The organism is Pseudoxanthomonas sp. Soil82 (genome assembly GCF_040446535.1).
In the GTDB taxonomy this organism is placed as follows: Bacteria; Pseudomonadota; Gammaproteobacteria; order Xanthomonadales; family Xanthomonadaceae; genus Pseudoxanthomonas; species Pseudoxanthomonas kaohsiungensis.
Window position 1 is genome coordinate 14591 of record NZ_JBEAAK010000003.1, and the last position, 22884, is coordinate 37474.

10 protein-coding genes are annotated in these 22884 nt (G+C 71.1%); 2 read left to right on the top strand and 8 right to left on the bottom strand.

Annotated elements, in window-relative coordinates:
• From ABKA19_RS09110 to ABKA19_RS09140, 7 genes are all read right to left on the bottom strand, one after another.
• On the bottom strand, nucleotides 1-165 hold the full coding sequence (locus tag ABKA19_RS09110) for a hypothetical protein (RefSeq protein WP_353688638.1): 165 nt from the start codon (nucleotides 163-165) through the stop codon (nucleotides 1-3).
• A gap of 172 nt (nucleotides 166-337) precedes the next feature.
• Nucleotides 338-1426, bottom strand: coding sequence for a M12 family metallopeptidase (locus ABKA19_RS09115; protein WP_353688639.1), 1089 nt, complete (start codon nucleotides 1424-1426; stop codon nucleotides 338-340).
• 49 nt (nucleotides 1427-1475) lie between these two features.
• On the bottom strand, nucleotides 1476-5498 hold the full coding sequence (locus tag ABKA19_RS09120; protein WP_353688640.1) for a hypothetical protein: 4023 nt from the start codon (nucleotides 5496-5498) through the stop codon (nucleotides 1476-1478).
• Nucleotides 5498-6517 carry a hypothetical protein gene (locus ABKA19_RS09125; RefSeq protein ID WP_353688641.1) on the bottom strand — a complete coding sequence of 340 codons (1020 nt, stop codon included), beginning with the start codon at nucleotides 6515-6517 and terminating at the stop codon, nucleotides 5498-5500. Before ABKA19_RS09125 ends, ABKA19_RS09120 begins: the two co-directional genes overlap by 1 nt.
• Nucleotides 6514-8511 (bottom strand): hypothetical protein, encoded by a 1998-nt coding sequence (locus tag ABKA19_RS09130; protein ID WP_353688642.1) that lies wholly within the window; start codon nucleotides 8509-8511, stop codon nucleotides 6514-6516. Before ABKA19_RS09130 ends, ABKA19_RS09125 begins: the two co-directional genes overlap by 4 nt.
• Nucleotides 8511-18332, bottom strand: a complete 9822-nt coding sequence (locus ABKA19_RS09135; protein ID WP_353688643.1) for a DUF6603 domain-containing protein — start codon at nucleotides 18330-18332, stop codon at nucleotides 8511-8513. The genes ABKA19_RS09130 and ABKA19_RS09135 overlap by 1 nt, the downstream gene beginning before the upstream one ends.
• A complete protein-coding gene (locus tag ABKA19_RS09140) occupies nucleotides 18329-18979 on the bottom strand; it encodes a hypothetical protein (RefSeq protein WP_353688644.1) in 651 nt (216 codons plus the stop codon). Before ABKA19_RS09140 ends, ABKA19_RS09135 begins: the two co-directional genes overlap by 4 nt.
• A 316-nt stretch (nucleotides 18980-19295) precedes the next feature.
• On the opposite strand from ABKA19_RS09140, the gene ABKA19_RS09145 reads away from it, so the two are divergent.
• The gene (locus ABKA19_RS09145) at nucleotides 19296-20723 is read left to right on the top strand and encodes a basic amino acid/polyamine antiporter (RefSeq protein ID WP_353688645.1); all 1428 of its coding nucleotides are present in this window, start codon (nucleotides 19296-19298) and stop codon (nucleotides 20721-20723) included.
• An 84-nt stretch (nucleotides 20724-20807) separates the two neighbouring features.
• Here the strand turns inward: ABKA19_RS09145 and ABKA19_RS09150 are convergent, their stop codons facing one another.
• Nucleotides 20808-21269, bottom strand: a complete 462-nt coding sequence (locus ABKA19_RS09150) for an outer membrane lipoprotein (RefSeq protein ID WP_353688646.1) — start codon at nucleotides 21267-21269, stop codon at nucleotides 20808-20810.
• Between the two features lie 313 nt (nucleotides 21270-21582).
• Between ABKA19_RS09150 and ABKA19_RS09155 the strand changes: the two genes are divergently transcribed.
• Nucleotides 21583-22830: an arginine deiminase gene (locus ABKA19_RS09155; RefSeq protein WP_353688647.1), complete on the top strand. Its 1248-nt coding sequence runs from the start codon at nucleotides 21583-21585 to the stop codon at nucleotides 22828-22830.
• Nucleotides 22831-22884 lie beyond the last annotated feature (54 nt).

Here is a 22884-nt window from a genome sequence, read left to right on the forward strand (position 1 = left end):
TCAGCGCTGCTGGCGATGCTGTTCGTCCTGCGGACGCTGCTGCTGGTTGTCGCCCTTCTTCTGCTGATCCGGATCCTGCCACTGCTGCTGCTGGCGATTCTGGTCCGGCTGGCCCGGGGTCTGGTTCTGGCGGTTCTGATCGTTCTGGTTCTTCTGGTTGCCCATGATCGTCATCTCCGATGGAGCGGTCGGGTGACCGCACGGACAGGCTAGGGCGATGCGGGTAAAACGCAGGTCGACCGTCCGCTAGCGTGGCGTGATGCGTTCATCCGCGCGCGGCGTGCGCTTAAGCATTCAGTCGCCACAGCCGTCATTCAGCCCGGGCCTGAACGGTGGTTCAGGCGCGTTGCTTGATCCCCAGGCTGTAGCGTCCTGCCGCACCGGCATCCTTGTGCCGGACCGTAAGCCAGTAGTGGCCGGGCTGGAGCTTGCGCACGAGCCGCGCGTTGCGGCCTCGACCCAGGTCGTCGTCCCAGGCCAGCACCGCGCCGCGGTCGCCCGGGCCGTGCAGGGTAAGCACGGTATCGGTCGGTCCTTCGGTAGTGATGATGAAGGTCGCCGCCGCGGCGACCTCGAAGTGGAAGCTGTCCACCTCGCCGGCCAGAGCCAGGTCGGTCTCCACCCGCGCCCCGCCGATCTGCAGCTCCTGCATCGCCGGCGCGTTGCGCGGGTACTGGCGCCTCATGAACTCGATATCCGTGGCCGAGAACTCGGTATTCCAGCCGATCGCGTAGGAACCGACGGTCAGCGAGTCGGGCACCGCGTACTGCATGATCGAGGCCGGATCGAAGGCGCTGTGGTTGGTGCTGTCCTCGTCGTAGACCTGGAAGATGTTGAAGTCGACGTCGTCGCGGTCCCAGCCCTGCTGCGCGTAGTAGGCGTAGACCTTGGGGCGGTCCCAGGGGATCTTGCCCGACGCCGCCGGATTCTGGTGCTCGTGGATCATGCCGAGCGCGTGGCCGAATTCGTGGCGCACCACGCGCTGGTATTCGCGCAACGGGGTGTCCGGCTCGAGCCAGCCGTAGTTCATGGTCGCCTCCGATGCCGGTACGGTCAGCGCATCGGTGCCCACCGTCGACCAGGAGAATCCTTCCTCGGCGAAGCTGATCCGGATCTGCGCCGGGCCGCTGTCGACGAATTGCAGCTGCAGGTTCGCCAGCGCCTCCCACTCCCTGGCGATGTCGCGCACGCGCGCCTGCACCTCGGGACGGCCGTCGAGGAAGCGGACCCGCAGCGTGCGCCCGTTCTGCCACAGCTTCATGCGCTCGACCGCGGCGCGGGTCCGCCCGGACCCGGCGCGCATCGGGGTGATGCGCAGGTTGTCCACGCGCTCGGTGCTGGCCGCTTCGTCGGATGCTTCGCGCGCGGTGTCGGCGTGGGTCAGGCCGGGGACATACGGCGAGCAGATCCTGCAGGTGTGGGCCATGGGAGTCCTCGATGCGACGATGAGCGAGTGCGGCGACGCGTGATGCGGATCAGGCGTCGTCGTTTCCCGTATCCGGTGCGACCCGGATCCAGCCTTCGCGCAGTTCGGCCGGGCTCTCGGGCAGCAGGGCGGCCTGGGTGGCCGCCAGGATCGCATCGGTGCGCCAGGTCGCGGGCGTGTCGCGCCAGAGGAAGTTCTGGTCCTTGCCGAACACCGACACCTTGGGCAGGCGCACCTGGCCTTCGACCGCCAGGTCGGTCTCCACCAGCACCGGCCCGGTGCGCAGCGAGGGCGCGATCGCCGCCAGCCCGGGACCGACCCAGTCGCGCGCCAGTGCCAGCTGCTTGCGCGGCAGCACGCCGGAGGTCAGCGTGGCCTTGCCCGACGGCTGCATCAGCAGGGTGAGGGTGACGCGCTGGCCGATATGCAGCTGCAGGGTATCGGCATCGTCGCTGCCGGCGATGTAGGGATGGGCCAACGGTTCGTTGGCCGGCATGCCGGCCGGCGGCGGATAGAGACCGAGCTGGCCGCGGCTGCGTCCGGACTCCGTCGCCGCCCCGGCGATGGCCTTGTCGACCAGGCGGAAACGCGAGTAGTCGTCGTCGACGAAGAAGCCGAGCACGCCGTCGTCGCTGCGGGTGACCTCGCCGATCCGCACCGGGAACGCGTAGCGCGCGGCATCGCGTTCGGCCCGCTGCCATTGCTGCGCGTGCACCGGGTCGGACAGGTCGATGTCGTCCGGCGGACGCAGTTCCAGCCGCAGCTGCGCGCGCACCACCGCGATCGGGCGTCCGACCAGCCCCGCCACGTGCTCGCTGCCCAGCGAAGCGAAGCTGTCCACCGACCACAGGGTGGTGTCGATCGCGCGCAGCATCGCCGACAGGGCGCTCTCGCGTGGCCCGTCCGGGTCCAGCGCCGCACCCTCGCGAGCGGCGGCATCGGCGGCCACCAGCGCGCTGGCCAGGTCGCCCAGGGCCTTTTGCGCCGGTGCCAGGCCGTAGTGTGGCCCGGCATCGGCCGGGCCTTCGCGGCCAGCGGCGATTTCCCACATCACGCCACCGCTGCCCGGTTCGTGGAGCAGCTCGCCTACCGGCGCGCCGCTGGCATCGAATACCTCCAGGCTTTCGTCCAGGTGGTCGGGCATGAGGAAGCCGGCGACCGGATTGACCTGCAACGCCGGTTCGATCTGGTCCACGCGCGCCTCGATGCCTTCGGCAGCGGGCGGGGTGCCTGCCTCGACCAGCCGGAACAGCCATCGCGCCGGCCGCAGCAGGCGCGGCGGCAAAGCCAGTGCGCCCGGCTCGCCCTCCAGCGAAGCGCGTGCCGGCGTACGCACGCCATCCACGGGCACCTCGAGCGTGCGACCGAACGCATCGAGCAGGCGCGCGCGGCTGAGCTTCAGCTGGCCGGCAAGCAGGGCATGCGGCGCATCCTCCGGCACCGGGTTGGCCACGCCGGCAGGCGTGGCCGGGCGGCGCAGGCCGTCGCTCGAGCGCAATCCAAGCAACTGGTGGCGCAGGCCGTCGAGCGTCGCGGTCACCACGTCCAGGCCTTCGACCGCATCAGCCAGCGTGCGATAGCTTTCCTCCAGGGCATCGTCGACCTGGCCGGCGTCGGCCCGGTCCAGCGCCTCCTCCTTCTGCAGCCAGTCGTCGATGGCCGAATGCAGCGTCTTGGCCGCGCCCGTGGTGAGGGGCGAGCGGCCGCGCACGTAAGCACTGGCGCCCTCGATCGCCATGCTGGCGTTTTCCAGGTCGACCGCGCCCAGCGACCAGGCTTGCAGGCCGGGCGGATCCAGTCCGTCGACGGCGACTTCCCACTCCAGCCACAGCGGAATCCACGGCTGCGCCCAGGTGGTGACGCCGACCGGATCCGGATCGGCGCCCTTGAACAGCGAGAAGCGGCGCATCTGGTCGGCGACCTGCTTCTGCTGCTGCCAGGCGCCAGTGCGCGCCTGCTGGCGCGCGGCCATCGCACGCGCCGGCGTGGCCCGCGCCAGCACCGGATCGAAGGCGACAGTGGCGCCGTCGTAGGTGCCGTCGCGCCCGTAGCGCAGCACCGATTCGGCCTTGAGCCGTTTCAGCAGCGCGGTGCGCCCGGTACCTGGCGGCGCGAGTGCCGCGGCGATCCACTCGTCGTGGTACGGGTCGTGCAGCAGGGCCTCGCGCGCCAGCGCCAGCACCTCCGATGGCAGCGAGCCGTTGCCGAGCGAGGGGATGAAGCGGTCGGCGGCGATCACCCCGTCGATGGAAGCGACCACGTGGCTGGGCCAGCGGCAGGTGAGCTTGCCATCGGCCGAGAAGCGGCCGTCGCTGCCGTGGCGCAGGCTGCGTCCGGCGCCGCGCACGGCCAGCATCGGCTCGGTCGGGAACGCATGGCGCGGCGCGGGCCGATCGACGACGCGCGCCTCGGTGGGTGCCAGGACGTCGCCGACGCGGGAGCGGGCCAGGTCGCCGATCAATGCCTCGCTGGCGATCATCAGCGACGGGCGCGCCTGCAGCGAGAAGTGGGTGCGGGCCTGCAGCATCGGGCCCTGCGCCGCAGCCCCGGTTTTATTCAGGCGCGTGGCGCTGTCCTTGGCGCGCTTGCGGCCCATGCCCAGTCCGCCGACGCCGCCGGTCTGCACGCGCTTGAGGTAGCGGTCGTTGCCGGCCGAACCTGCGGGCAGGGACGCGAACGCCGCGCCGTGTTCGTGCTCCTCCAGTTCCACCGCGCCGTCGGCCGCGCCGAGCCGGTCGACCTTCTGCGCGGTGAACGCGGTCAGCAGGCGATCTGCGCTGCGCCGCTCCTCCAGGCTCGCGCTGGCGGGCACCGCGAGCGCGGCGACCAGGTCGTCCTCCTGCAGGCCCAGGGAGACCTCCAGCGAACGACTGTCCGGGCGCCGGTCCAGTGCCGGTGCGCCGCGTACCGGCACGCCGTGGATCACGCCGTGCAGCAGGCTGGAACGCAGTTGCCAGGCGGGTGCGACGAAGCGCTCGACCGCATCGTTGGCGAAAATCGAGGCGGCCACGTACGGCTGCACCGCCAGCACGTTCCTGTCCACCGGCACGAAGGCGCTGGCGCTGGTCGCTTGCGCGGCGGCGCGTGCCCGCCCGGCGGACTTCTTCGTCGGCCGCGGCGTGTCCCGGCGCCCTGCGCTCGACAGGCCCAGCGCCTTGCGCAGGTCGTCCTGGGCCTGCTGGCGGCTGCGCTCCCCGGCCTCGTCGCCCCATTCGTAGAGCAGGCGCCAGCGCAGGCCCTCGAGCAGTTCATGCAGGCTGGCCCTGTCGCGCGCCGCATCGAGCGGATCGCGCGCCGCGTCGCTCCACCAACCGGCGACCAGGTAGCTGGCGCAGTCCTCTTCCACGCCCGGGCGCGCCAGTGCGTCGGCATCGTCGAGCGGATCGTGGAAGGCAAAGCGGTTGAGCACCGCGTCGTAAACGCCGGACCAGGCCACCGAGCCGCCGACGGTACCGGTCAGCGCTTCGGCGTCGATCGGCGTTCCGGCCGGCGTGGCTGCGTTGGAAGCCTGGCCGTCCTCGGTCCATTGCGCCAGCGGGACCGCGACCGCGCGATCGGCTTCCAGTACCCAGCCGGTCACCACGGGGCGATCGGCGCCGCTGGGCAGCAACAGGCGCAGCACGACCCAGCGGTCTGGCAGCGGCGGCAAGGCCAGCCGGTTGGCGCTGCCGTCACCGGCTTCCTTCAGTTCGCCGCGCAGCAGCGCGTCGGGCATGGCCCAGTGCAGGTGCACGCCAGCCGGACGCGGCTGCCCGGGATCGAACGGATCGGGCATGCCGTCCTCCACGTCCTCGACGGTCGTGCCGCCGGCGCCCGCGACCAGCATCGGCAGGCGCACCATCGGCTCGCTGCTGCCGGCGGGCACGTACAGGGCCTGCACGTCCACCGGCACCAGCAGGCGCCGCTCGCGCAACAGGTACTTGTCCCAGGTGGCGATCTCGCCCAGGTCGATGGCGGCGCGGTCGGCGGCCAGGAAGCGCTTGCTGCGCAATGCCGCGATCGTGGCGGCGTTCGGGTTGGCGGCCGCGCCGGCGGGTACGGAAGCGGCGTCCTTGCGGGTCCTGCGGCTCATCACGGACCTCCGTCGAGCTTGGACAGCAGCGTGGTTTTCCAGGTGTCCAGGGCGACGGTCACCTTGAACTTGTCCAGCGGATAGAACCGCTGCTGCTCCTGGTTGTCGGGATCGCCGAACACCTGCCGGTACGGGAAGCGCAGCATCTGCAGGGCGAACTCGTTGGATTCCAGGGTGCCGCCGGAGTTGGGCGCCTTGGCCGCCAGGCGCCTGCGCAGCTCGTGCAGGTTGATCACGCCCGGTGCGTTGGCCCGGAACGGAACGGCCACCGAGTTGGCGTCCACCAGCGAGGTGAGCGGTGGCACGCTGTCGCCGTTGTCGCAATCGCGCACGTGCAGGCGCGACTGGCTCGCGCCCTGGCTGTTGCGCGTGGTGCGCACGCCGAACTGCAGGCCCTGGCGCGGCTCCTCCACGTGCACCACCGCCGGCACGCCATCGAACAGGACCAGCAGCACCGACGGCGCCAGCCGTTCCATGCGCAGCACCTTCATCCGGTACGGGCTGGACTCGGCCAGGGTGGTGAGCTGGTTGTCGGGCATCGAGTCGACCGAATAGGCGCGTACGTGCAGGTTCGGCCAGCCGGATACCAGCCGCGAGCGCATGACGAAGCCGGTGATCGCGCCGCCTTCGGCCTTGAGCAGCTTCTCTTCCTTCGGGCGGCGGATGTTGCGCTCGGCTTCGTCGACCTCCTTGCGGATATGCGGATAGACCGCTTCGAGCTGGGCGCGGTCGGCGCTGCTGATCGTGCCCACGCTCAGCGCGCCCTGAACCAGCGCATCGGTCCACGCACGGTCCAGGTGGAAGAAGCGGACCGACTCCAGCGGCAGCAGTCCGGCGTCCGGCACCAGGTAGCTGAACGGCACGCCGTGCAGCAGGCGCAGGCGTCCAAGGAAGCGGCGCAGTTCGCCGGGGACGACATGGGTGCCATCCTCCGGGTCCTGGTCGGTGACCAGGTCGGCATACTGCGTGGCCTTGGTCGCGGCCTTGAGCACCACGTTCGCGGTGACGGCGAATTTCATGGCGTGCCCTCCGTGCCTTCATCGTCTGCCGGCTCGCCGGCCAGGGCGTCGAGCAGGTCGTCCAGCGCGTCGCGCGCGGGCGTGGCAGCAGCGGCCACGCGGCCGCGGGCGGCGCCACGCAGGACGGCCTTCTTCGGCACGGCCACTTCGAGCGTGCGTTGCAGCTCGCCGCGCAGCGCGGCCTGCAACGCCGGCAGCATGATCTTGTCCGATGGCGCGCGGCCGGGGCTGGCCAGCGGCGCCGCGGTGGAGTCCAGTGCGGCCAGCACGCCGACGCTGTCGGCCTGCTTGCGAAGGGAAGCCAGGTCCAGCCCGAGGCCCTCGGCGATGACGGCGTCGAGGTCGCCCGACACGCGCAATGGCCGGCCCGGATCGGCAACAGGACGGCGCGTGCCGAACGTGGCCACGGTGTCGCGCGCGAATCCCTCGAGCGCGTGCAGGGCGACCAGGCGTCCCAGGTCCACGCGCGTCCCGGCCAGCACCGGCAGGTCGAAGTCGACCAGCTCGGCGAGCAGTTCGCGCACGCGACCGGCGCCGAACTGCTCGCCGCGGAAGCGCAGCAAGGCCGAGACCACCGACAGCTGCGACAGGGCCATCAACCGGCCGATCTCGAATGCCGAGGCCAGGCCCAGGTCTTCGCGCCCGTCGGGAATCACCCTGCGCAACTGGTCGGCCGAATGCGCCAGCGGCGCGGCGCCGGGGCCGGCCTCGCCATTGCGCGCAGTGGGGAAGGGCACGCACGGGCCGCGATACCAGGCGCGCACCGGATCGCCGCGACGGGTACGGTGGTCCAGGCCGATGTGGCCGGTCTGCACCAGCTCGGGTGTCGATGCCGTTGCGGGCTGCTGCTGGGGCAGGGTACCGAGCAGGCCCACGTCCAGGTCCTGCATCAGGGTTTCGAAGCTGACGTCGCCAGCGGTGGTGAACGACCAGTGCGCCAGCACCGGGAAGCGCAACACCTTCTCCCGGGCGTACAGCTCGATCGGCAGGCGGAAGCCCCTGGCCATGGTGTCGCGGACCAGCCGCCTGGCGTCGGGGTCGCTGGCCGCGGCGGCCACCTGGGCGGTGACCGGCGACCATTGCCGGGTTACCGGCACTTCCTGCATCGCGGCCGCGCCATCCAGCGCGGCGCCCATCGCCGAGGCGTGGACCTTGGGTGGATTGGCCGCGGCGGCGATGGGCACCTCGCGCGAGTCGCGGTGCACCGGCTGCGGCAGCGGCAGGCCGCCGAGGACGCGCAGGTCCGGACTCTGCGCCTGCAGCTTGCCCAGCACCGACCAGTCCTGGGCCAGCTCGAACACGAAGCTGTCGGCGATGGCCTGCGGCGGCGGCAATGCATCCAGCTGGCCTTCCAGGTTGACCAGGCACGCCATGTAGCGCACCGCCTTGCCGTTGGCGTGGTCGAACACCGGCAGCCGGTTGGCCAGCACGACCGCCAGCCAGCCATCGTCGTCGCCGTTGGCCAGTTCGGTGTCGTTGACGTCCACCTCGCGCACGTGCGCCAGCAGCGGCAGGTCTTCGCGGGTCGGAAAGATCTTGCGCACCACCGTTTCGGTCACCGCCAGGTAGAGGCCCTGTTCGACGTCGCGGTCTTCGGGGTGGGAAAGCGTGGTGCCGGGCGTCACGCACTCGCCGACCGCGGTGGCGGTGGAGAGCTCGGCCTCGCCCTCGGCCACCACCACCAGCGCCAGCCAGGGCGTATCCGATGGATCCAGACCGCCGGCCGGATTGCGCTCCCACGGCAAGGTGCGGCGCTTGAGCACGACCTGCGGCAGGCGTTCGCCGAACGCGCCCTCGGCATTGGCCGGCGGGAAGCTGGACAGGATCTGGTCGGTGGGCATCGTGTAGCGCGGCGAGGACACCTGGATGTGGGTGACCTCCGGTTCCACGTCGAACGGCGTGCCGTCCTGCCGCGTCCGCAACTGGTAGCGACCGGCGGTGAGCCGTGGTATCACGTTCGAGTGCAGGATGAAATGGCCTGTCTGCGGGGGCATCAGCGTCGCGCTCCGTTCTTGGCTGTCTTGCCGGGTTTCCCGCGCCGGTTGGCGGCGGGCTTGGCTGCGGACGCCTCGCCACTCTCGAGCGGACGACCGGACTGGGCGCGGGCGGCGATGCGCGCCTGGCGGCTGCGCACCGGTCCACGCCACGCCAGCCGGCTGCTCGTGTCGGTGCCGGCCACCGGCGTTGCCGCGAACGGGGCGACCACCGCATCCAGTCCGCGCGCACCGATGCTGGCCACCGCAGAACCTGCATCGATGCCGGTGGACGCCATCACTCCGACCAGCGACCAGTCGTCGTCGCTGGCGATGGTGACGACCACCGGCCTGTCGCCGTCGGCGACGATGTCGTAGGCCAGCACGCTGCGGTTGTCCATGACCAGCAGCACCGGCGGCCGGTCGCCGATGGCATCGCGCGCTCGCACCGCGCCGTCCAGGCCCAGCAGCAGTTGCCGCGCCGCGGACGGATCGCCGGCCAACGCCGGATCGTCGAGCACCACCAGCACCATGCGCACCGGATCGACGAACGTGGTGGCCACCGTGCCGGTCCCGCGGGCCAGCTCGGCACCGCCGACCCAGCCGGCGTGGTGGCGTTCGCGATGCAACGCCAGGCGCTGTCCGCGCGCGCGGACGACGCAGCCCGGGCCAATGGCGGTGGACCAGCCGGCGTAAGGCAGTTGCATGCCGGCATGCCAACCCGACAGCCCGTGCGCGGCAACGGTGTCGACCTCGGGTGTTCCCAGGCCGATCGCGACGATCCGCTCGGTGCCCACCGGCACTTCCAGCGTCGCCGACGCCTGGCCGCTGCCGACCCGTGCATCGGCCAGCCAGCGTCCGCCGTGCGCGAGCAGGACCACGCGTGCCGGCATGCCACTGACCGCCAGGTGCGGTCGCGGCCCGGAGCCGGCGACGTCGGCGCGTGCATTGGGCAGCTGCAGGACCACGGTCTGGCCGGCGGCCAGCGATGCGCCGGCAGGCGCGGAGGCGCGCCGGCGGCGCGTGGCCTGTGCGGTCGCGGCCATGGCCGCGGCGAATCCCTCCAGCGCCGCCTGCTGCGCCGAGCCATGCCGGGCCACACTGGCCGTGGCCGCGTGCGCGATCGCGGTAGGCGGCAATGCATTGGACGCCAGCACCGTGCCGCCGCGCAGCGATTGTGCAGGCGTGTCGATCACGGTCAGGCGCGCGGCGATCGACCGGCTGCGTCCGGCATCGACCGCGGCCAGCGTCGGCGGTGCGATCCGCCAGCCCTTGGCCGAGCCCTTGACCGTCGTGCGCGCCTTCGGCGCGACCGTCAGTCCAACGGTCGCGCCATCGAGCAGGCCGACCACGACCGGCGCATCGATGAAGTGGTCATGGTCGGCCACCGCGGGCGGGTTGGCGGCATCGGGGACGACCGTGGACTGGGCAATCTCCAGCCCTTCGGTCAACGCACCCACGCGCGGCGGGGACTGGCGTTCGCCGCGCAACGCGGCCAGTGCCGTGGGCGTGGCACTGCGCGACAGGTACTGGCGTGCGATGGCGAACGCGGCGGCAGTGTCGGCCGGCTGCTGCACCAGCGCGGCGACCGACTGCGCCGCGGCCAGCTGGGCCTGGACCGCGTTGGGCCTGCGGCTGAACGGAAGTGGCTTGCGCTTGCCGATCTCCACCTGGTGGTAGGCGATCTGCGGGCCGCCGCCGGAGGGCAGGGCCTTGCACATCAGCTCCAGCTCGTTGAGCGCCTTGACCATCTCGCCCTTGGGCACCTTGCGCGCATTGGGATCCTGTTCCGGCCCCCATACGCCCAGTGGGAAGCTGCCGTAGGGGCGTGCCTTGTCGTCGAATGGGAAGCTGCGGTCGGCGCCGTCCGCGCGCCATGCCAGGGCGATGGTGGAGGTGGCCATGGCCGCGCCCATCGGCGCCACGCCCAGCCCGCCACTGGGCGGGTGCGGGGTCGACGCCTGCTGCCCGGGCTGCGGCAGGGTGCGCGCGACGCCGGTGGCCGGCACCGTGGTGGTGAAGGTCATCGAGAACTCATTGACCACCACGAACGGCCGCGACGAGGAGCCGTCCGGGGTGGAGTCTTCGCCGCGCGCAGGCAGCGCGCCGGTGTTGACCATCACCGCGTGCGGGCGCGCCTTGCCGTTGTCGGCCGCTTCCAGGTACTTGGCGACGAACGCTTCGGACCCCAGCACGTTGCGGTCGGCCTTCTCGCTGCCGCCGAACCTCACGGTCAGTTCGATCGGCCCGACCTCGAAGGTCGCGCTGCCGCGGAAGTCCGGGCCCAGCACGTGGATGCGCGCACCGATGTTGATCGAGAAGGTGACCTCGCCGAACAGCCAGGTGTCGATGGTCACGCCGGCGGCGATCCGCGCATAGGCGCTGACGTCGTAATGGAACGGATCGAAGAACACGATGCCATGCGCGCCGAACTTGACCTCGGCCCAGGCCGGGCCGAAGCGCGCTGAGACCTCGAAGTCGCCGCCGGCCATCAGCGCCTCGGAGGTCAGCGCGAAGTAGGTGCCGGCCTTGATGACGATGTTGCTGCCGATGCTCCAGCGCAGGCCCAGGCGCGGCACGACCGGGTAGCCGTCGCGGTGGAAGTCGGGGTGGTAGCCGCCCAGGGTCAGCACGAACTCGCCGGCGCGCTGTCCCTTGAACCAGATCACGTAGGCGAAGCCGCCGGTGATCTTGACGTCCTCGTACAGCAGCCAGGAGTTGTCGGTCAGCTGGCCCTGCACCCACAGCACGCCCTCGCTGCTGGAGAACCGCACCAGCAGCGCCAGCTCGATCGACACCAGCGCCGCCTGCGGGCGCGGCAGGGCCATGCGCGCCAGGCCGAGCAGGTTGATGTCCAGGCCGTCGCCGATCTGCACGCCGACCACGGCGATGCCGTCCACCAGCGCGAAGCTGTTGAACGACATGCCCGCCGCGAACCAGAACGTGCCGCGCTGCATCGGGAAGTACGAACCGAGCTGGAGCAGCTGGGTCATCGGATCGGCGGGGGAGGCGGCGATGTCCAGCGCCTGGATCAGCGGGTAGTCGCCGAACCGGGCCAGGTCGGAGGGCAGGCGCAGCTGCCGGTTGATGCCGAAGCCGCCGCCGATGCCGGTGAGGAAGAAGGCCGGCGGGCCACCGATGGGCCCGTTGACCGCGCCGATGGCGAAGAAGGCGGTGAACTTCTGCCCGTCCTGTTCGCCTTCGCCGTAGCCGCCATAGACCGTCAGTCCGTAGACGGCGAAGCGGCCCAGCAGCATGCCGAGGTACTCGACGCCTTGCGGAGTGGCCTGCTTGAGCAGGCCGCCGGCGAGGGAGACGCCGCCGATGTCGGCCGAGACGGCCAGCCCGGCCAGGTCCACCTGCCAGCTGCCCGGGTTGAAGAAGTCGTCGTTGCCGGCCAGGTAGGTGATCTGCAGGTCATCGACCGCGCAGGTCAGGCCGAACATCGATACCGACCCGTCCATCAGCAGCGAGATCCGTTCCAGCCGGCCCTGCAGCGAGGTCGCGCCGAATCCGACCTGCTCCAGGTACAACGGGCCGAAGCCGCGGCGGATGCCGATCCACCACGGACCCGCCCCGTCGCCGGCCGACAGCGACACGTTGACCGCACCGCCGTCGTGCGCCTGGATCGCCAGCGCCGGCGAGAACGCCGGCTTCGGCGGCGTCGGCCCGGTGTCGCGCATGATCCCGGCCGCGATGCCGTTGCCGCCCTGCGCGCCGGAGGCGGCAACCGCCAGCTCCGAGAACTGCAGCTGCAGGCCCCAGTCCGCCGGTGTGTCCCCATCGACATTGGCGAACACGTGCAGCGCCACCGAGCCGATGCCGATGCCCGCATCCAGCAGCGGCGCGCCGGAGCGGCCCACGCGCAGGCCGACGCCGCGCACCGCCAGCGAAGGCTTGAACGCCAGCGGACTGGTCTTCACCAGGCCCACGAACAGCCCGCCATCGTCGCCGCCGGCGCTGGACGTGATCCAGTCGGCATCGGTTTCCAGCCAAAGGCAGACATCGCCCTCGACCAGGGCGAAGCGGTCGGCGATGCCGACCTGCAGTCCGATCCGGCCGCCGTCGCGGGCGATGCCGAGGGTCAGGCCCTCGACCGTGACCTCGAACTGCGCGTCGGCGATGTTCCCGAACAGCACCTGCACGCGTTCGAGCAACGTGTCCGGGTCGAACACCCCGTCGATGAGCTGGTCCGGATCGGCGGCATCCAGCAACACGCCCTTGAGCAACGCGCGCACGTCCGCCCCGCTCGTCGTGCCGAACGGCGTGTCGAGCAGGTCCTGCACCGGCTGCTGCTGCATCGCCATCGCGGCGACCACGTCGGCGACGACATCGACGACGCGCAAGGCCACCTGCGCCGGGTCGGCCGTGGCGATCGCCTCGGCGAGCAGGCCATCGCTGGCGACGATGTCGAACCCGCCGCCATCCAGGCGCCAGCGTGCGGCGAAATGACGGGTGTCGTCGGCCGACAGTCCGACCATGACGCGCTTTCCGCCCACCGGTGCATTGCCCACGGCCAGGCTGGCGAACGGACGCAGCAGCACGCCGCCGGCATCGATGCGGGCCGGCCCGATTGCCACGGCCAGTTCGTCCAGGCCGGCGGCGCTGACCGCCAACGCCAGGCCCAGCGTTTCGATGCCTGGTACCGCGATCGCCGGCGCATTCACGCGCACGCGGCCTTCAGCCGGGCGCCAGGCCAGGGTCACGCCGGAGACGGTGACGTCCAGCTGGGCCGGTGTCGCGGTCGCCTGCACGGCAGCGGGCAGGAAGTCGTCGAGCAACGGACCGATCGCCTGCAGCGCGCTGCCGGTGAGGGTCGGGATCGCACCGGCCAGCGCGGCGGCCGGATCGGCGGCCCACGCGCGCAAGGCCTGCGTGTCGAAACGTGCCGGCGTGCCGCGGCGCAGCGCCAGCGCATCGCCGACGGTGCGCACCAGGTTGCCGGGCGTGCCGGACAGTCCGGCAAGCTCATCGAGCAGATGGGGCAGGGCGGCTTCGGCCACGCTGGACAGCCCACCCAGTCCGGCGAATGGCACCAGCGAGATGTCGCCGCCGCTTTCCGGCCGCAGCAACACGCGCAGCTCGCTGCCATCGAGTGCGACGACCAATGACTGCCGCCCGCCGATCGCACCGGACAAGCCCAGCCGCGATTCCAGTCCGACCCGCGGCGCACCGGTTGGCGTGATCGCCAGAGCCGCACCGATACCGCACGCCAGCCGACCGGTAATGGCAGGCGCGGCAGTCCAGCTCGAAGAATCCACGTTCAACGCCAGCCGTGCGCCGCTGCCATCGACCGCCACGGCCAGGGCCACGCCAGGTGCCAACGCGAGTGGTTGGCCGTTGCTGCCGGGCAAGCCGAGCAACGGCCGCAACGAATCGAACAACGCCTGGATCCGCACCGGATCGGTCGCCAGCGCGCTGCTGCTGCGCAGCCAGGCAACCGGATCGGCGAACATTCCGGCCAGCGGACGCAACGCACGCTGCGCATCGCTGGCTGCTCCAGCCAGCATGCCCAGCGTATCAAGCACCCCATCGAGCATCGGCCGCACCGCTTCGTCGGCGCGGCGCATGGTTTCCACCGCCGCCTGCGCGGCAAGACCCGGTGCCGCACGCGCGGCCATCCGTGCCAATGCCTGCGGATCGGGCGCCGGCCACAGCTCGACGATCTCTTCGCTGCCGCCGGGCAACTGCCAGTCCAGTGCGATGCGCAGCGGCGCCAGGTCCAGGTGCAGTTGCAGGCCGCCGACCATCGGCAAGGCCGCATTGCCCAGGCTCGCATGACCGGCGATGCCATCGGGGCCGGCGGACAGGTCCAGCTCCCAGTCGAATCGGCCATGGCCTTCGCCTTCGACATAGGCCCGGCGTGCGGGCAGGTCGATGCCGATGCCGCGCTGGCCCAGCAACGAGGCCACGGCGATGGCCAGTTCCACGCCTTCGCTGGCCAGGCGCTGGCGCAGCAGGCCCAGCGGGTCGTGGACGAACTGGTCGAGCGCGCCGCCGACCAGGCTGCCGGCGGCATCGAGGATGCCGAGCGCCTTGAGTACCTGCGACAACGCCAGCGAAGCCTGGCTGGCCAGGTCCTGGGTCAGGCGTTGCATGGCCGCCGACAGCAGCACGCGTGCCTCGGGCAGGATCGCGGCGACCGCATCGGCCGCATCGCCCGACCTGCCCAAGGTGAGCGCTTCCCAGGCCTGGCCGTAGATGCGCGCGTCGTGCAGGACCACGCGCGAAACCGCCTGCGCATCGCCCACCAGCGGCACGGTCAAGGCCACCGAAACCGCGCGCAGTTCGATGTCGTGCGCGCCGACGATCCAGCCGGTCGCGTCCTCGATCCGCAGGCGCACGTGCAGGGCGCGGGCCAGTTCCGGCAGCCCCTCCAGGTCGCACGCGGCCAGCTCCAGCTCGGCGCTGCCGCTGATGCGCAGCGTGCCGGCAGTATTGGTCGGCAGTGGCCAACGCAGGCCGGCGCGGATGCCGGCTGCCGCGGCTGGAGCCGATGCGGTGCGCACACCCAGTGCGGCCGACACGATCGCGGTGAGCGCACGGGTAACGTCGGCTTCGGCCACCACGCCGAAGATCGCCGCCACGCGCAGGCCGGCACGGGGATCGGGCAAGGGGTCGGCCGGCAGGCGCAGGTCGATCCCCGGATCGGCCTGCGTGGCCAGCTCCATCAGCGATTGCACCAGGCCGCGACCAAGCTTGAGGTCCGTCGAATCGGCGCTGTCAGGCGCGGGCAGCAGCCGCTGCAGCAGCCGCAGTGCATCGGCGGTGGGCTGGATCGCCAGGGCGGTGAGCGAGACCGGCGAAAGCGGCGTGCCGAGTGTGACTACATCGGTGACATGCGCGCACGCCGGGTCCTGCGCAGCCAGGCGCGCAGCATGGCCGGCGCCGGCCACGGCGACTAGTGCGACCTGGCTGTCGACCCCATCCAGCTCAAGCAGCCAGCGCTGCAGGCGCTGCGCCTGTTCGGGCGTGCCGTCGCTGCTGGCATTGCTGCCGCGGCAATCGGCGCGCGTGCCCAGGGCCACGAACCACTCACCGCTGGCCGCGGCCGGCAGCGCGAACATCGACGCATCCAGGCCCGCCCCGCACAGGTCGATGCGGCGGCCGGCCGGCGCGTCGGGCCAGGCGTCGCTGCCGATCGCCACATGCACGACGGTGGTCAGCGTCCGGCCCAGCAACGTCGGCAGGTCGATGCGCCCGTGCAGCTGCACCGACGACAGCGGCGCGGTATGCAGGCTCACGCCCGGCGGCGCGGTCGCCGGCATCACGATGCGTCCGTCGCCGCCGGCCCAGCGCTGCACCAGCGCGGTCAGCCCGCCTTCGACATCGCGGCCCTGCAGCAATGCCTGCAGGTCGGCCGACAGGACCGAGCGGGCGAGCAGGGCGGCATGCAATGCCGCAGCCGACAGCCCGTCGTCGCCGGCTTGCCACCCATCCAGCAGCTCGTCGATCGCCGGCACCACCGGCGGCATGCCGTCGGGCGCGAACCACAGCGCCAGCTCGGGCAAGGCATCGTCCAGCGCGATCCGGTACGGATCGTCCGGGCGTCCGATGCCCTGCAACGCGCCGGGCAGCGAGGGCGTGCCGGCGAACAGGTCCGCGGCCACGGCCAGTGCGCGCTCGCGCAGGTCGCCGCTCAGCAGCGACGGCAGCCAGGTGCGCAACGCGGCGGCCGGATCGTCGACGAGGTCGGCCAGGCGCAGCCGATGCGATGCCGGCGAGTCCGGCGGCGCATCCCAGCCCAGTACCGCGGCCAGTTCGGCGGGGAACCCGCCGGCCAGTCGTCCGATCTGGCCGGCGAGGGCTTCCACGCCATCCCAGTCGGCCGGCGTCAGATCGACGCTGCCATCGGCGGCGATCGCCGGCAGCGGGATCGGCCAGTGGCTGGCACTGCGATGCAACGCCAGTTCGGGCGCGTCGGCCGTCACCGACAGGCCAGCCGCAGGCGACCAGCCCACGCGTAAGCCGGCATGGCCGGCTTCCAGCGCCAGGCCATCGGCCAAGGTCAGTCGTGCCAGCGGCGATCCGCCATGCGAACGCGTGGCCAGCAGCGCGTCGACCTGCCCGAGCAGTTCGATGCCGCGCGCCGCCAGGTCGATGCGGGCCAGGCGCGCGGCGATGCGCGATTCCACCGTCGAGACCGGACCGAGCGAGGCCACGCGCGTTTCCACGCCCAGGTCGACGAACAGGACATCGCCATCGCGCCACAGCTCCAGTTGCAGCGGCCCGGCCAACGCCAGCCGCCAGGGCTGCGCGCGCGTGCCTGCACCGGTCACCGGCAGCGCGTCCTGCGCGGCATCGGCAACGGCACGGCGCAGTTCTTCGAGCACGCTGGTCGCCGCCGCGGGCACCGCCAGCAGCGAACGCCAGTAGTCGGCGACGGCGGCGAGCGGGTCGCTCAGCAGTTGCTGCGCACTGATCGCGCCCACGCCCGCCGGCGGCGCCAGTCCGGTCAGGCGACGCACCAGCGCCAGCGCGTCGCCGAGGCCTTCGAATATCTCCTCGGCGATCTCGTCCAGCGCGTCGGCGGCGATCTGCCCGGCCGCGCCCATGACCGCGTCGGGCGTGCCCAGGTCCAGGGTGCCGTAGGAGGTGCCGCGCAGGACCACGCCATCGGCGGCCAGTACGAAAGTCAGCCGGCGCGAGGCGTCCAGGGCGAAGCCCAGGCGCAGCGTTTCCGCGCGGGCTTCGGGGGTGTCCAGCAGCGGGCTGGCGGCCGTGCCTGCCGCCGCCCACAGTCCCAGCGAGGGCAGGGCGAGGGCCTGGCCGCTGACCAGGTCCACCCGCATCAGGTCCGCGCGCGCTTCCACCCGCGCCGTGCCGTCGCCCAGCAACACCGACAGCGCCGGGGTCAGGCAAGGGTTGCCGGTCGGGCCATTGTCCACGCGCAACGCCAGTTCCAGTTGCGCCGCACCGCCCAGGTCGAAGCGTGCCGCACCGCCAGACACGCTGCCGCCGAGCAGCGAAGCCAAGTGGCCAAGCCAGTCGGTGCGCGCCGCGGCATCGAGCAGGATCCCACGCACCCAGTCGGCGATGGCCAGGGCGCCACGCGCCGGCAGCGCGGTGATCGGAAAGTCCGGCACCTGGTCGCCGTCGGACAGGCCCAGCAGCCCGGCCAGCGCGGACAGCTCGGCCGAGGCACCCGCCGCATCGGCCTGCGCCTTGACCAGCGACAGGACCAGGTCGAGCAGGGCGTCATCCAGTTCGTCGGCGCCGTTGGCCGACACATGCACATCGCGCGGCGCAGGCGCGCCGGGCAGTTGCAGGCCTTCCAGCAACAGTCCGAACACCGGGCCGGCCGGATCGGAGGGCGAGGTCGGCAGTTCGATTTCCAGGCCGATGCCGCCCAGCCGCGCCTGCCCGGGCACCGGAGCTGCATCGTCGAGGGTGATCGTGCTGCCCAGGCGGATCCGACCGCCGACCGAGCCCAGCAGCAGCGGCTCGACCGTCGGTCCGCCCTGCTTCTGCGCGCGGAACAGCGGGATGGCCACGGTGGTGGCCGAGGTCGGGCCGGTGGTCGAGCAGCGCAGGCCGAGGCCAATGTGCAGGCCTTCGGCAGGCCGGTCGTCCACGGTAATGGCAACCTGCAGTGGCGGGTCGTCGAGCTCGAGCAGCGGCAGCCAGGTGACGCCGTTGTCGGTGCTGCGCTCGTCGCCGCCCATCGCCTCGTCGATGAACGCCATCAGCGCTTCGCGTTGCGCCGGGTTGGCCAGCATCGACTTGAGGGATTGTTCGGGATTGGCGAACCAGTCCTGGTTCGGATCGCCGTCCGCATCGAACAGGCCCAGTGCCTTGCCGAGCTGGCCCAGCACGCCGAATTCGTCGCTGCCCAGGCTCATGGCTTCACCGCCGGGCTCTTCGAGGTGCTGGACTTGAGCGTGCTCGAACCGGAGAAGCGGAACCGGGCCATCGGCACGATCTCGATGCCCTGCCTGCGCGCCGACAGCTCCACCGGCACCAGCAGGTTGCCGCGCTGGTCCTTGCCCACCGCGGCGGCCATGCCGCCGACCAGTTCCAGCAGGCAGTTCCAGGCAAAGGCGACCAGCGCCTCGCTCCACGCTGCAACCACCGGCTCCGGTCCGCTGGGACGGCCGGCGGTGGCCGCATACAGCCCGGCCGGTGCATTGGGCGAGCCGACCGCGAACAGCACGCCGACATTGACCTTGCCGACCTGGTCGCAGCGCACCGGCAGGGTGACCAGCAAGGTGCCATCGCCCGCCTGCACGCTGACCGCGGCGAAGTTCACCGCCAGTTCGCTGTCGCCCTGGACCCAGACCACCTCGGTACGCTTGGTGGCGCGGAAGAACCCGGCGGCGCGCCGCGCGGCCACGCGCAACAGCGGGTCCAGTCGTGCCGCGGCGATGAACACGCCGGGAAACACGTCGCCCTCGGCCATCCTGGTGCGCGTGGCCGCCTGCGGCAGGCGGCTGGCCTGGCGCTCGGCCCGGATGAAGTCGGCGAATTCGGGAGCGACGGTCTCGGTCATCCGCGGAGCCCTCCAGTGGCAAGCGGGCAGACAGGCAGACATGCGGCGCATGGCGTCGCAGGTCTTGCAGCAGGGGGAGCAAACGACAGTTGCCCTCTGTCCAACGCAGGGTCGCCGGCCGTCCGGCCAACGGCCGCATAACCATTCATTCCGGTGCTTTTGCGTCGCGCGAACGCCTTGGACCGCATGCGGTTCTTGCGGATTCCGGGCGCGCACGCCGCGCAGCGGCGCCGGCGTGCCCGATTTGCAATCGGGCGGGGCGGGGCACAGGATGGCCCGGACCGCCGCGACCGCGGCCCATGGGATGGGGTGGGGTATGGCATCCGCCGACGCGAAGATGTCCCGGTTCCAGCTCACCGCGATGGTGGTGGGCAGCATGGTCGGCGCGGGGATCTTCTCGCTGCCTCGCACGTTCGCTGGCGCCACCGGTCCACTGGGTGCGGTGATCGCCTGGATCATCGCCGGCACCGGCATGTACATGCTGGCGCGGGTGTTCCAGTTCCTGGCCGAGCGCAAGCCGCACCTGGATGCGGGCGTGTTCGCCTACGCAAAGGAGGGATACGGCGACTATCCGGGCTTCCTGTCGGCGTTCGGCTACTGGATCGGAAGTTGCATCGGCAACGTTTCCTACTGGGTGCTGATCAAGTCGACCCTGGGGGCGTTCTTCCCCGTGTTCGGCGACGGCAACACGCTGGTGGCGATCCTGGTCGCGTCCGTGGGCATCTGGCTCTTCCACTTCATGATCCTGCGCGGCATCCAGCAGGCCGCCGCGCTGAACATGATCGTGACCATCGCCAAGATCATCCCGATCCTGGTGTTCATCGCCATCCTGTTCGTCGCCTTCAAGATGGACATGTTCCGCTTCAATTTCTACGGTGGCGGACTGGAAGGCAACATCTTCGACCAGGTGCGCGCGACCATGCTGGTGACCGTGTTCGTGTTCCTGGGCATCGAGGGCGCCAGCGTCTACTCGCGCTATGCCAAGGAGCGCAAGGACGTCGGCTTCGCCACCATCGTCGGCTTCGTCGGCGTGACCTCGCTGATGGTCCTGGTCACGCTGCTGCCGTACGCGGTGCTCCAGCGCGAGGACATCGCCGGCATCCGCCAGCCGTCGATGGCCGGCGTGCTCGAGGCGGTGGTCGGCCCATGGGGCGCGGTGTTCGTCAGCGTCGGCCTGCTGATCTCGGTGCTGGGCGCCTATCTGGCCTGGGCGCTGATCTGCGCCGAAGTGATGTCGGCCGCCGCGCGCACGCGCGACATGCCGGCGATCTTCGCCCGCGAGAACAAGGCCAAGGTGCCGGCGGCGGCGATGTGGGCCACCAGCATCGTGATCCAGGTGATCGTCATCACGACGTACTGGTCGACCGATGCCTTCGCGCTGATGCTCAACCTCACCAGCTCGATGGCGCTGATCCCGTTCCTGCTGGTGGCCGGCTACGCGATGCAACTGACCACGCGCGGGGAGACCTACGAGACGAGTGCTTCGGGGATCCGCACGCGCGACATCGCCATCGCCGCGGTCGCCACCGTCTACACCGGTTACCTGGTGTACGCGGGCGGACTCAAGTTCCTGGTCCTGTCGGCCATCCTGTATGCGCCGGGCAGCCTGCTGTACGTCTGGGCGCGTCGCGAGCAGGGCAAGAAGGTGTTCGAGCGCACCTCCGACATCGTGATCCTGGCGCTGGCCACGCTCGGCGCGATCGTGGGCGTCTACTGGATCGCGACCGGCTACATCGTCCTGTAAGGCGGCATGGCCGCACCGGCCCCGCAACGAACCGCCCCGGCCGAGGCCGGGGCGGTGGTTTGCGGCTCTGGCCGGCCTCTGACGTTACAGGCGGGTGACGCGCGTGGTGACGCCGTCGGATGCGACGTTGACGCGATCGCCGGCGCGGAACTGGTCCGGGCTGCCTTCCTGCACGACCGCCACGGTGCGGCCGTTGTCCAGCTGCACGGTGACTTCCACGCCGGGACGGGTGGTGCCGGCCATGGCATTGCCGGCCGCGCCGCCGGCGACCACGCCGCCGACGGTGGCAGCGGTCTGGCCGCGGCCGCCACCCACCGTGTTGCCGGCCAGGCCACCGAGCACCGCGCCGGTGGCGGTGGCCACGCCGCGCTGGTCGTTCTGGATGTTGACGGCTCGGACCGCCGTGACGGTACCGGCTTCCACGTTCTGCGCACGCCCCGCCTCGGAGCGGGTGAACGTGTTGGGACTGCTGCTGGTCGCGCATCCGGATGCGACCAGCACGCCGATGACCAGGAACGCGCTGCCGATCGTTGCCTGAAGCTTCATATGCTCCTCCTTGCGTTGTGGAAGTGGAACCGCGGTGGGTTGGGACACTTCGGCCACGCCTGCCAGCGGGCATGGGGCGTGGATCTGCGAGGGCGACGGCGCCGCAGGAATGGGCGGATGCACCCTTCATACTCGCCATGCACCGGGTGCACAAGAGCCGCCGCAGCATCGTTGCAGCGCGGCAATCGACACGCCGCCGCCGCCGGTGTAAACATGGCTCCCGGCACGACCCGCCGCGCCGCGGCCCTCGCGCCGGCCGGTTCCAGCAAGGATGCCGGCGGCCGCAAGCCACACATCGCTAGGGAGACTCGAAATGTCCGGTCACGCGTATGGCGTCCATTCGGAAGTCGGTGTTCTTCGCAAGGTGCTCGTCTGCTCCCCCGGCCTGGCGCACATGCGCCTGACGCCGCGCAACAAGGATGACCTGCTGTTCGACGATGTGATGTGGGTCGACAACGCCAAGCGCGACCACTTCGACTTCGCCTCGAAGATGCGCGACCGCGGCGTGGACGTGGTGGAGATGCACCAGATGCTGGCCGAGACCGTGGCCATGCCCGAGGCGCGCAAGTGGATCCTCGACCACCAGATCAACGCCAACGAAGTCGGCCTGGACGTGATGGACGACGTTCGCGCCTACCTGGACAGCCTGCCGCCGCAGGAGCTGGCCAACGCGCTCATCGGCGGGCTCAGCGTGCTGGAGGTGCCGGACGAGTTCGCAGGGCCCGTGCTCAAGGCCGCGCGCGCGGCGCCGGACAAGTTCGGCTACCTGCTGCCGCCGTTGCCGAACATGCTCTATACCCGCGACACCACGTGCTGGATCTACCAGGGCGTGACCCTCAATCCGCTGTACTGGCCGGCGCGCCACGAGGAGACCATCCTCACCACGGCCATCTACCGGTTCCATCCGGACTTCACCAGCGCCGACTTCCCGGTCTGGTACGGCGACCCGACCATCGACCATGGCAATGCCACGCTGGAGGGCGGCGACGTACTGGTGCCGGGCAACGGCGTGGTGCTGGTCGGCATGAGCGAGCGCAGCTCGCGCACCGCGATCCTGCAGATGGCCAGCTCGCTGTTCGCCAACGGCGCGGCCGAGAAGGTGATCGTCGCCTCGATGCCCAAGCTGCGTTCGGCGATGCACCTCGATACGGTGTTCACCTTCGCCGACCGCGACGTTGCAACCTACTTCCCGGGCATCGTCGACCAGATCACCCCGATCACGCTCCGGCCCAGCGACAAGAAGCCCGGCTTCGACGTCACGGTCGAGAAGAAGCACTTCAACGAGGTGGTCGCCGAGGCGCTGGGATTGAAGACGCTGCGGATGGTTCCTGCCGGCGGCGACCACTACGCGGCCGAGCGCTCGCAGTGGGACAGCGGCAACAACCTGGTCGCGATCTCACCCGGCGTGGTCCTGGCCTACGACCGCAACGTGACCACCAACACCGCCCTGCGCAAGGAAGGCATCGAGGTGGTGACCATCGTCGGCGCCGAGCTCGGCCGCGGCCGTGGTGGCGGCCATTGCATGACCTGTCCACTGATCCGCGACCCGGTTTCGTTCTGATGCGGCCGGCCAGGTCCGGCGCAACAGGGGAGGGCGGTTTCATTACCGTCCTTC

What these genes read in the sequence shown, in the direction of transcription:
- ABKA19_RS09155 (WP_353688647.1), top strand. Translation starts at nt 21,583, where the DNA reads ATGTCCGGTCACGCGTATGGCGTCCATTCGGAAGTCGGTGTTCTTCGC.
- ABKA19_RS09115 (WP_353688639.1), bottom strand. Translation starts at nt 1,426, where the DNA reads ATGGCCCACACCTGCAGGATCTGCTCGCCGTATGTCCCCGGCCTGACC.
- ABKA19_RS09110 (WP_353688638.1), bottom strand. Translation starts at nt 165, where the DNA reads ATGGGCAACCAGAAGAACCAGAACGATCAGAACCGCCAGAACCAGACC.
- ABKA19_RS09140 (WP_353688644.1), bottom strand. Translation starts at nt 18,979, where the DNA reads ATGACCGAGACCGTCGCTCCCGAATTCGCCGACTTCATCCGGGCCGAG.
- ABKA19_RS09125 (WP_353688641.1), bottom strand. Translation starts at nt 6,517, where the DNA reads ATGAAATTCGCCGTCACCGCGAACGTGGTGCTCAAGGCCGCGACCAAG.
- ABKA19_RS09145 (WP_353688645.1), top strand. Translation starts at nt 19,296, where the DNA reads ATGGCATCCGCCGACGCGAAGATGTCCCGGTTCCAGCTCACCGCGATG.
- ABKA19_RS09130 (WP_353688642.1), bottom strand. Translation starts at nt 8,511, where the DNA reads ATGCCCCCGCAGACAGGCCATTTCATCCTGCACTCGAACGTGATACCA.
- ABKA19_RS09120 (WP_353688640.1), bottom strand. Translation starts at nt 5,498, where the DNA reads ATGAGCCGCAGGACCCGCAAGGACGCCGCTTCCGTACCCGCCGGCGCG.
- ABKA19_RS09150 (WP_353688646.1), bottom strand. Translation starts at nt 21,269, where the DNA reads ATGAAGCTTCAGGCAACGATCGGCAGCGCGTTCCTGGTCATCGGCGTG.
- ABKA19_RS09135 (WP_353688643.1), bottom strand. Translation starts at nt 18,332, where the DNA reads ATGAGCCTGGGCAGCGACGAATTCGGCGTGCTGGGCCAGCTCGGCAAG.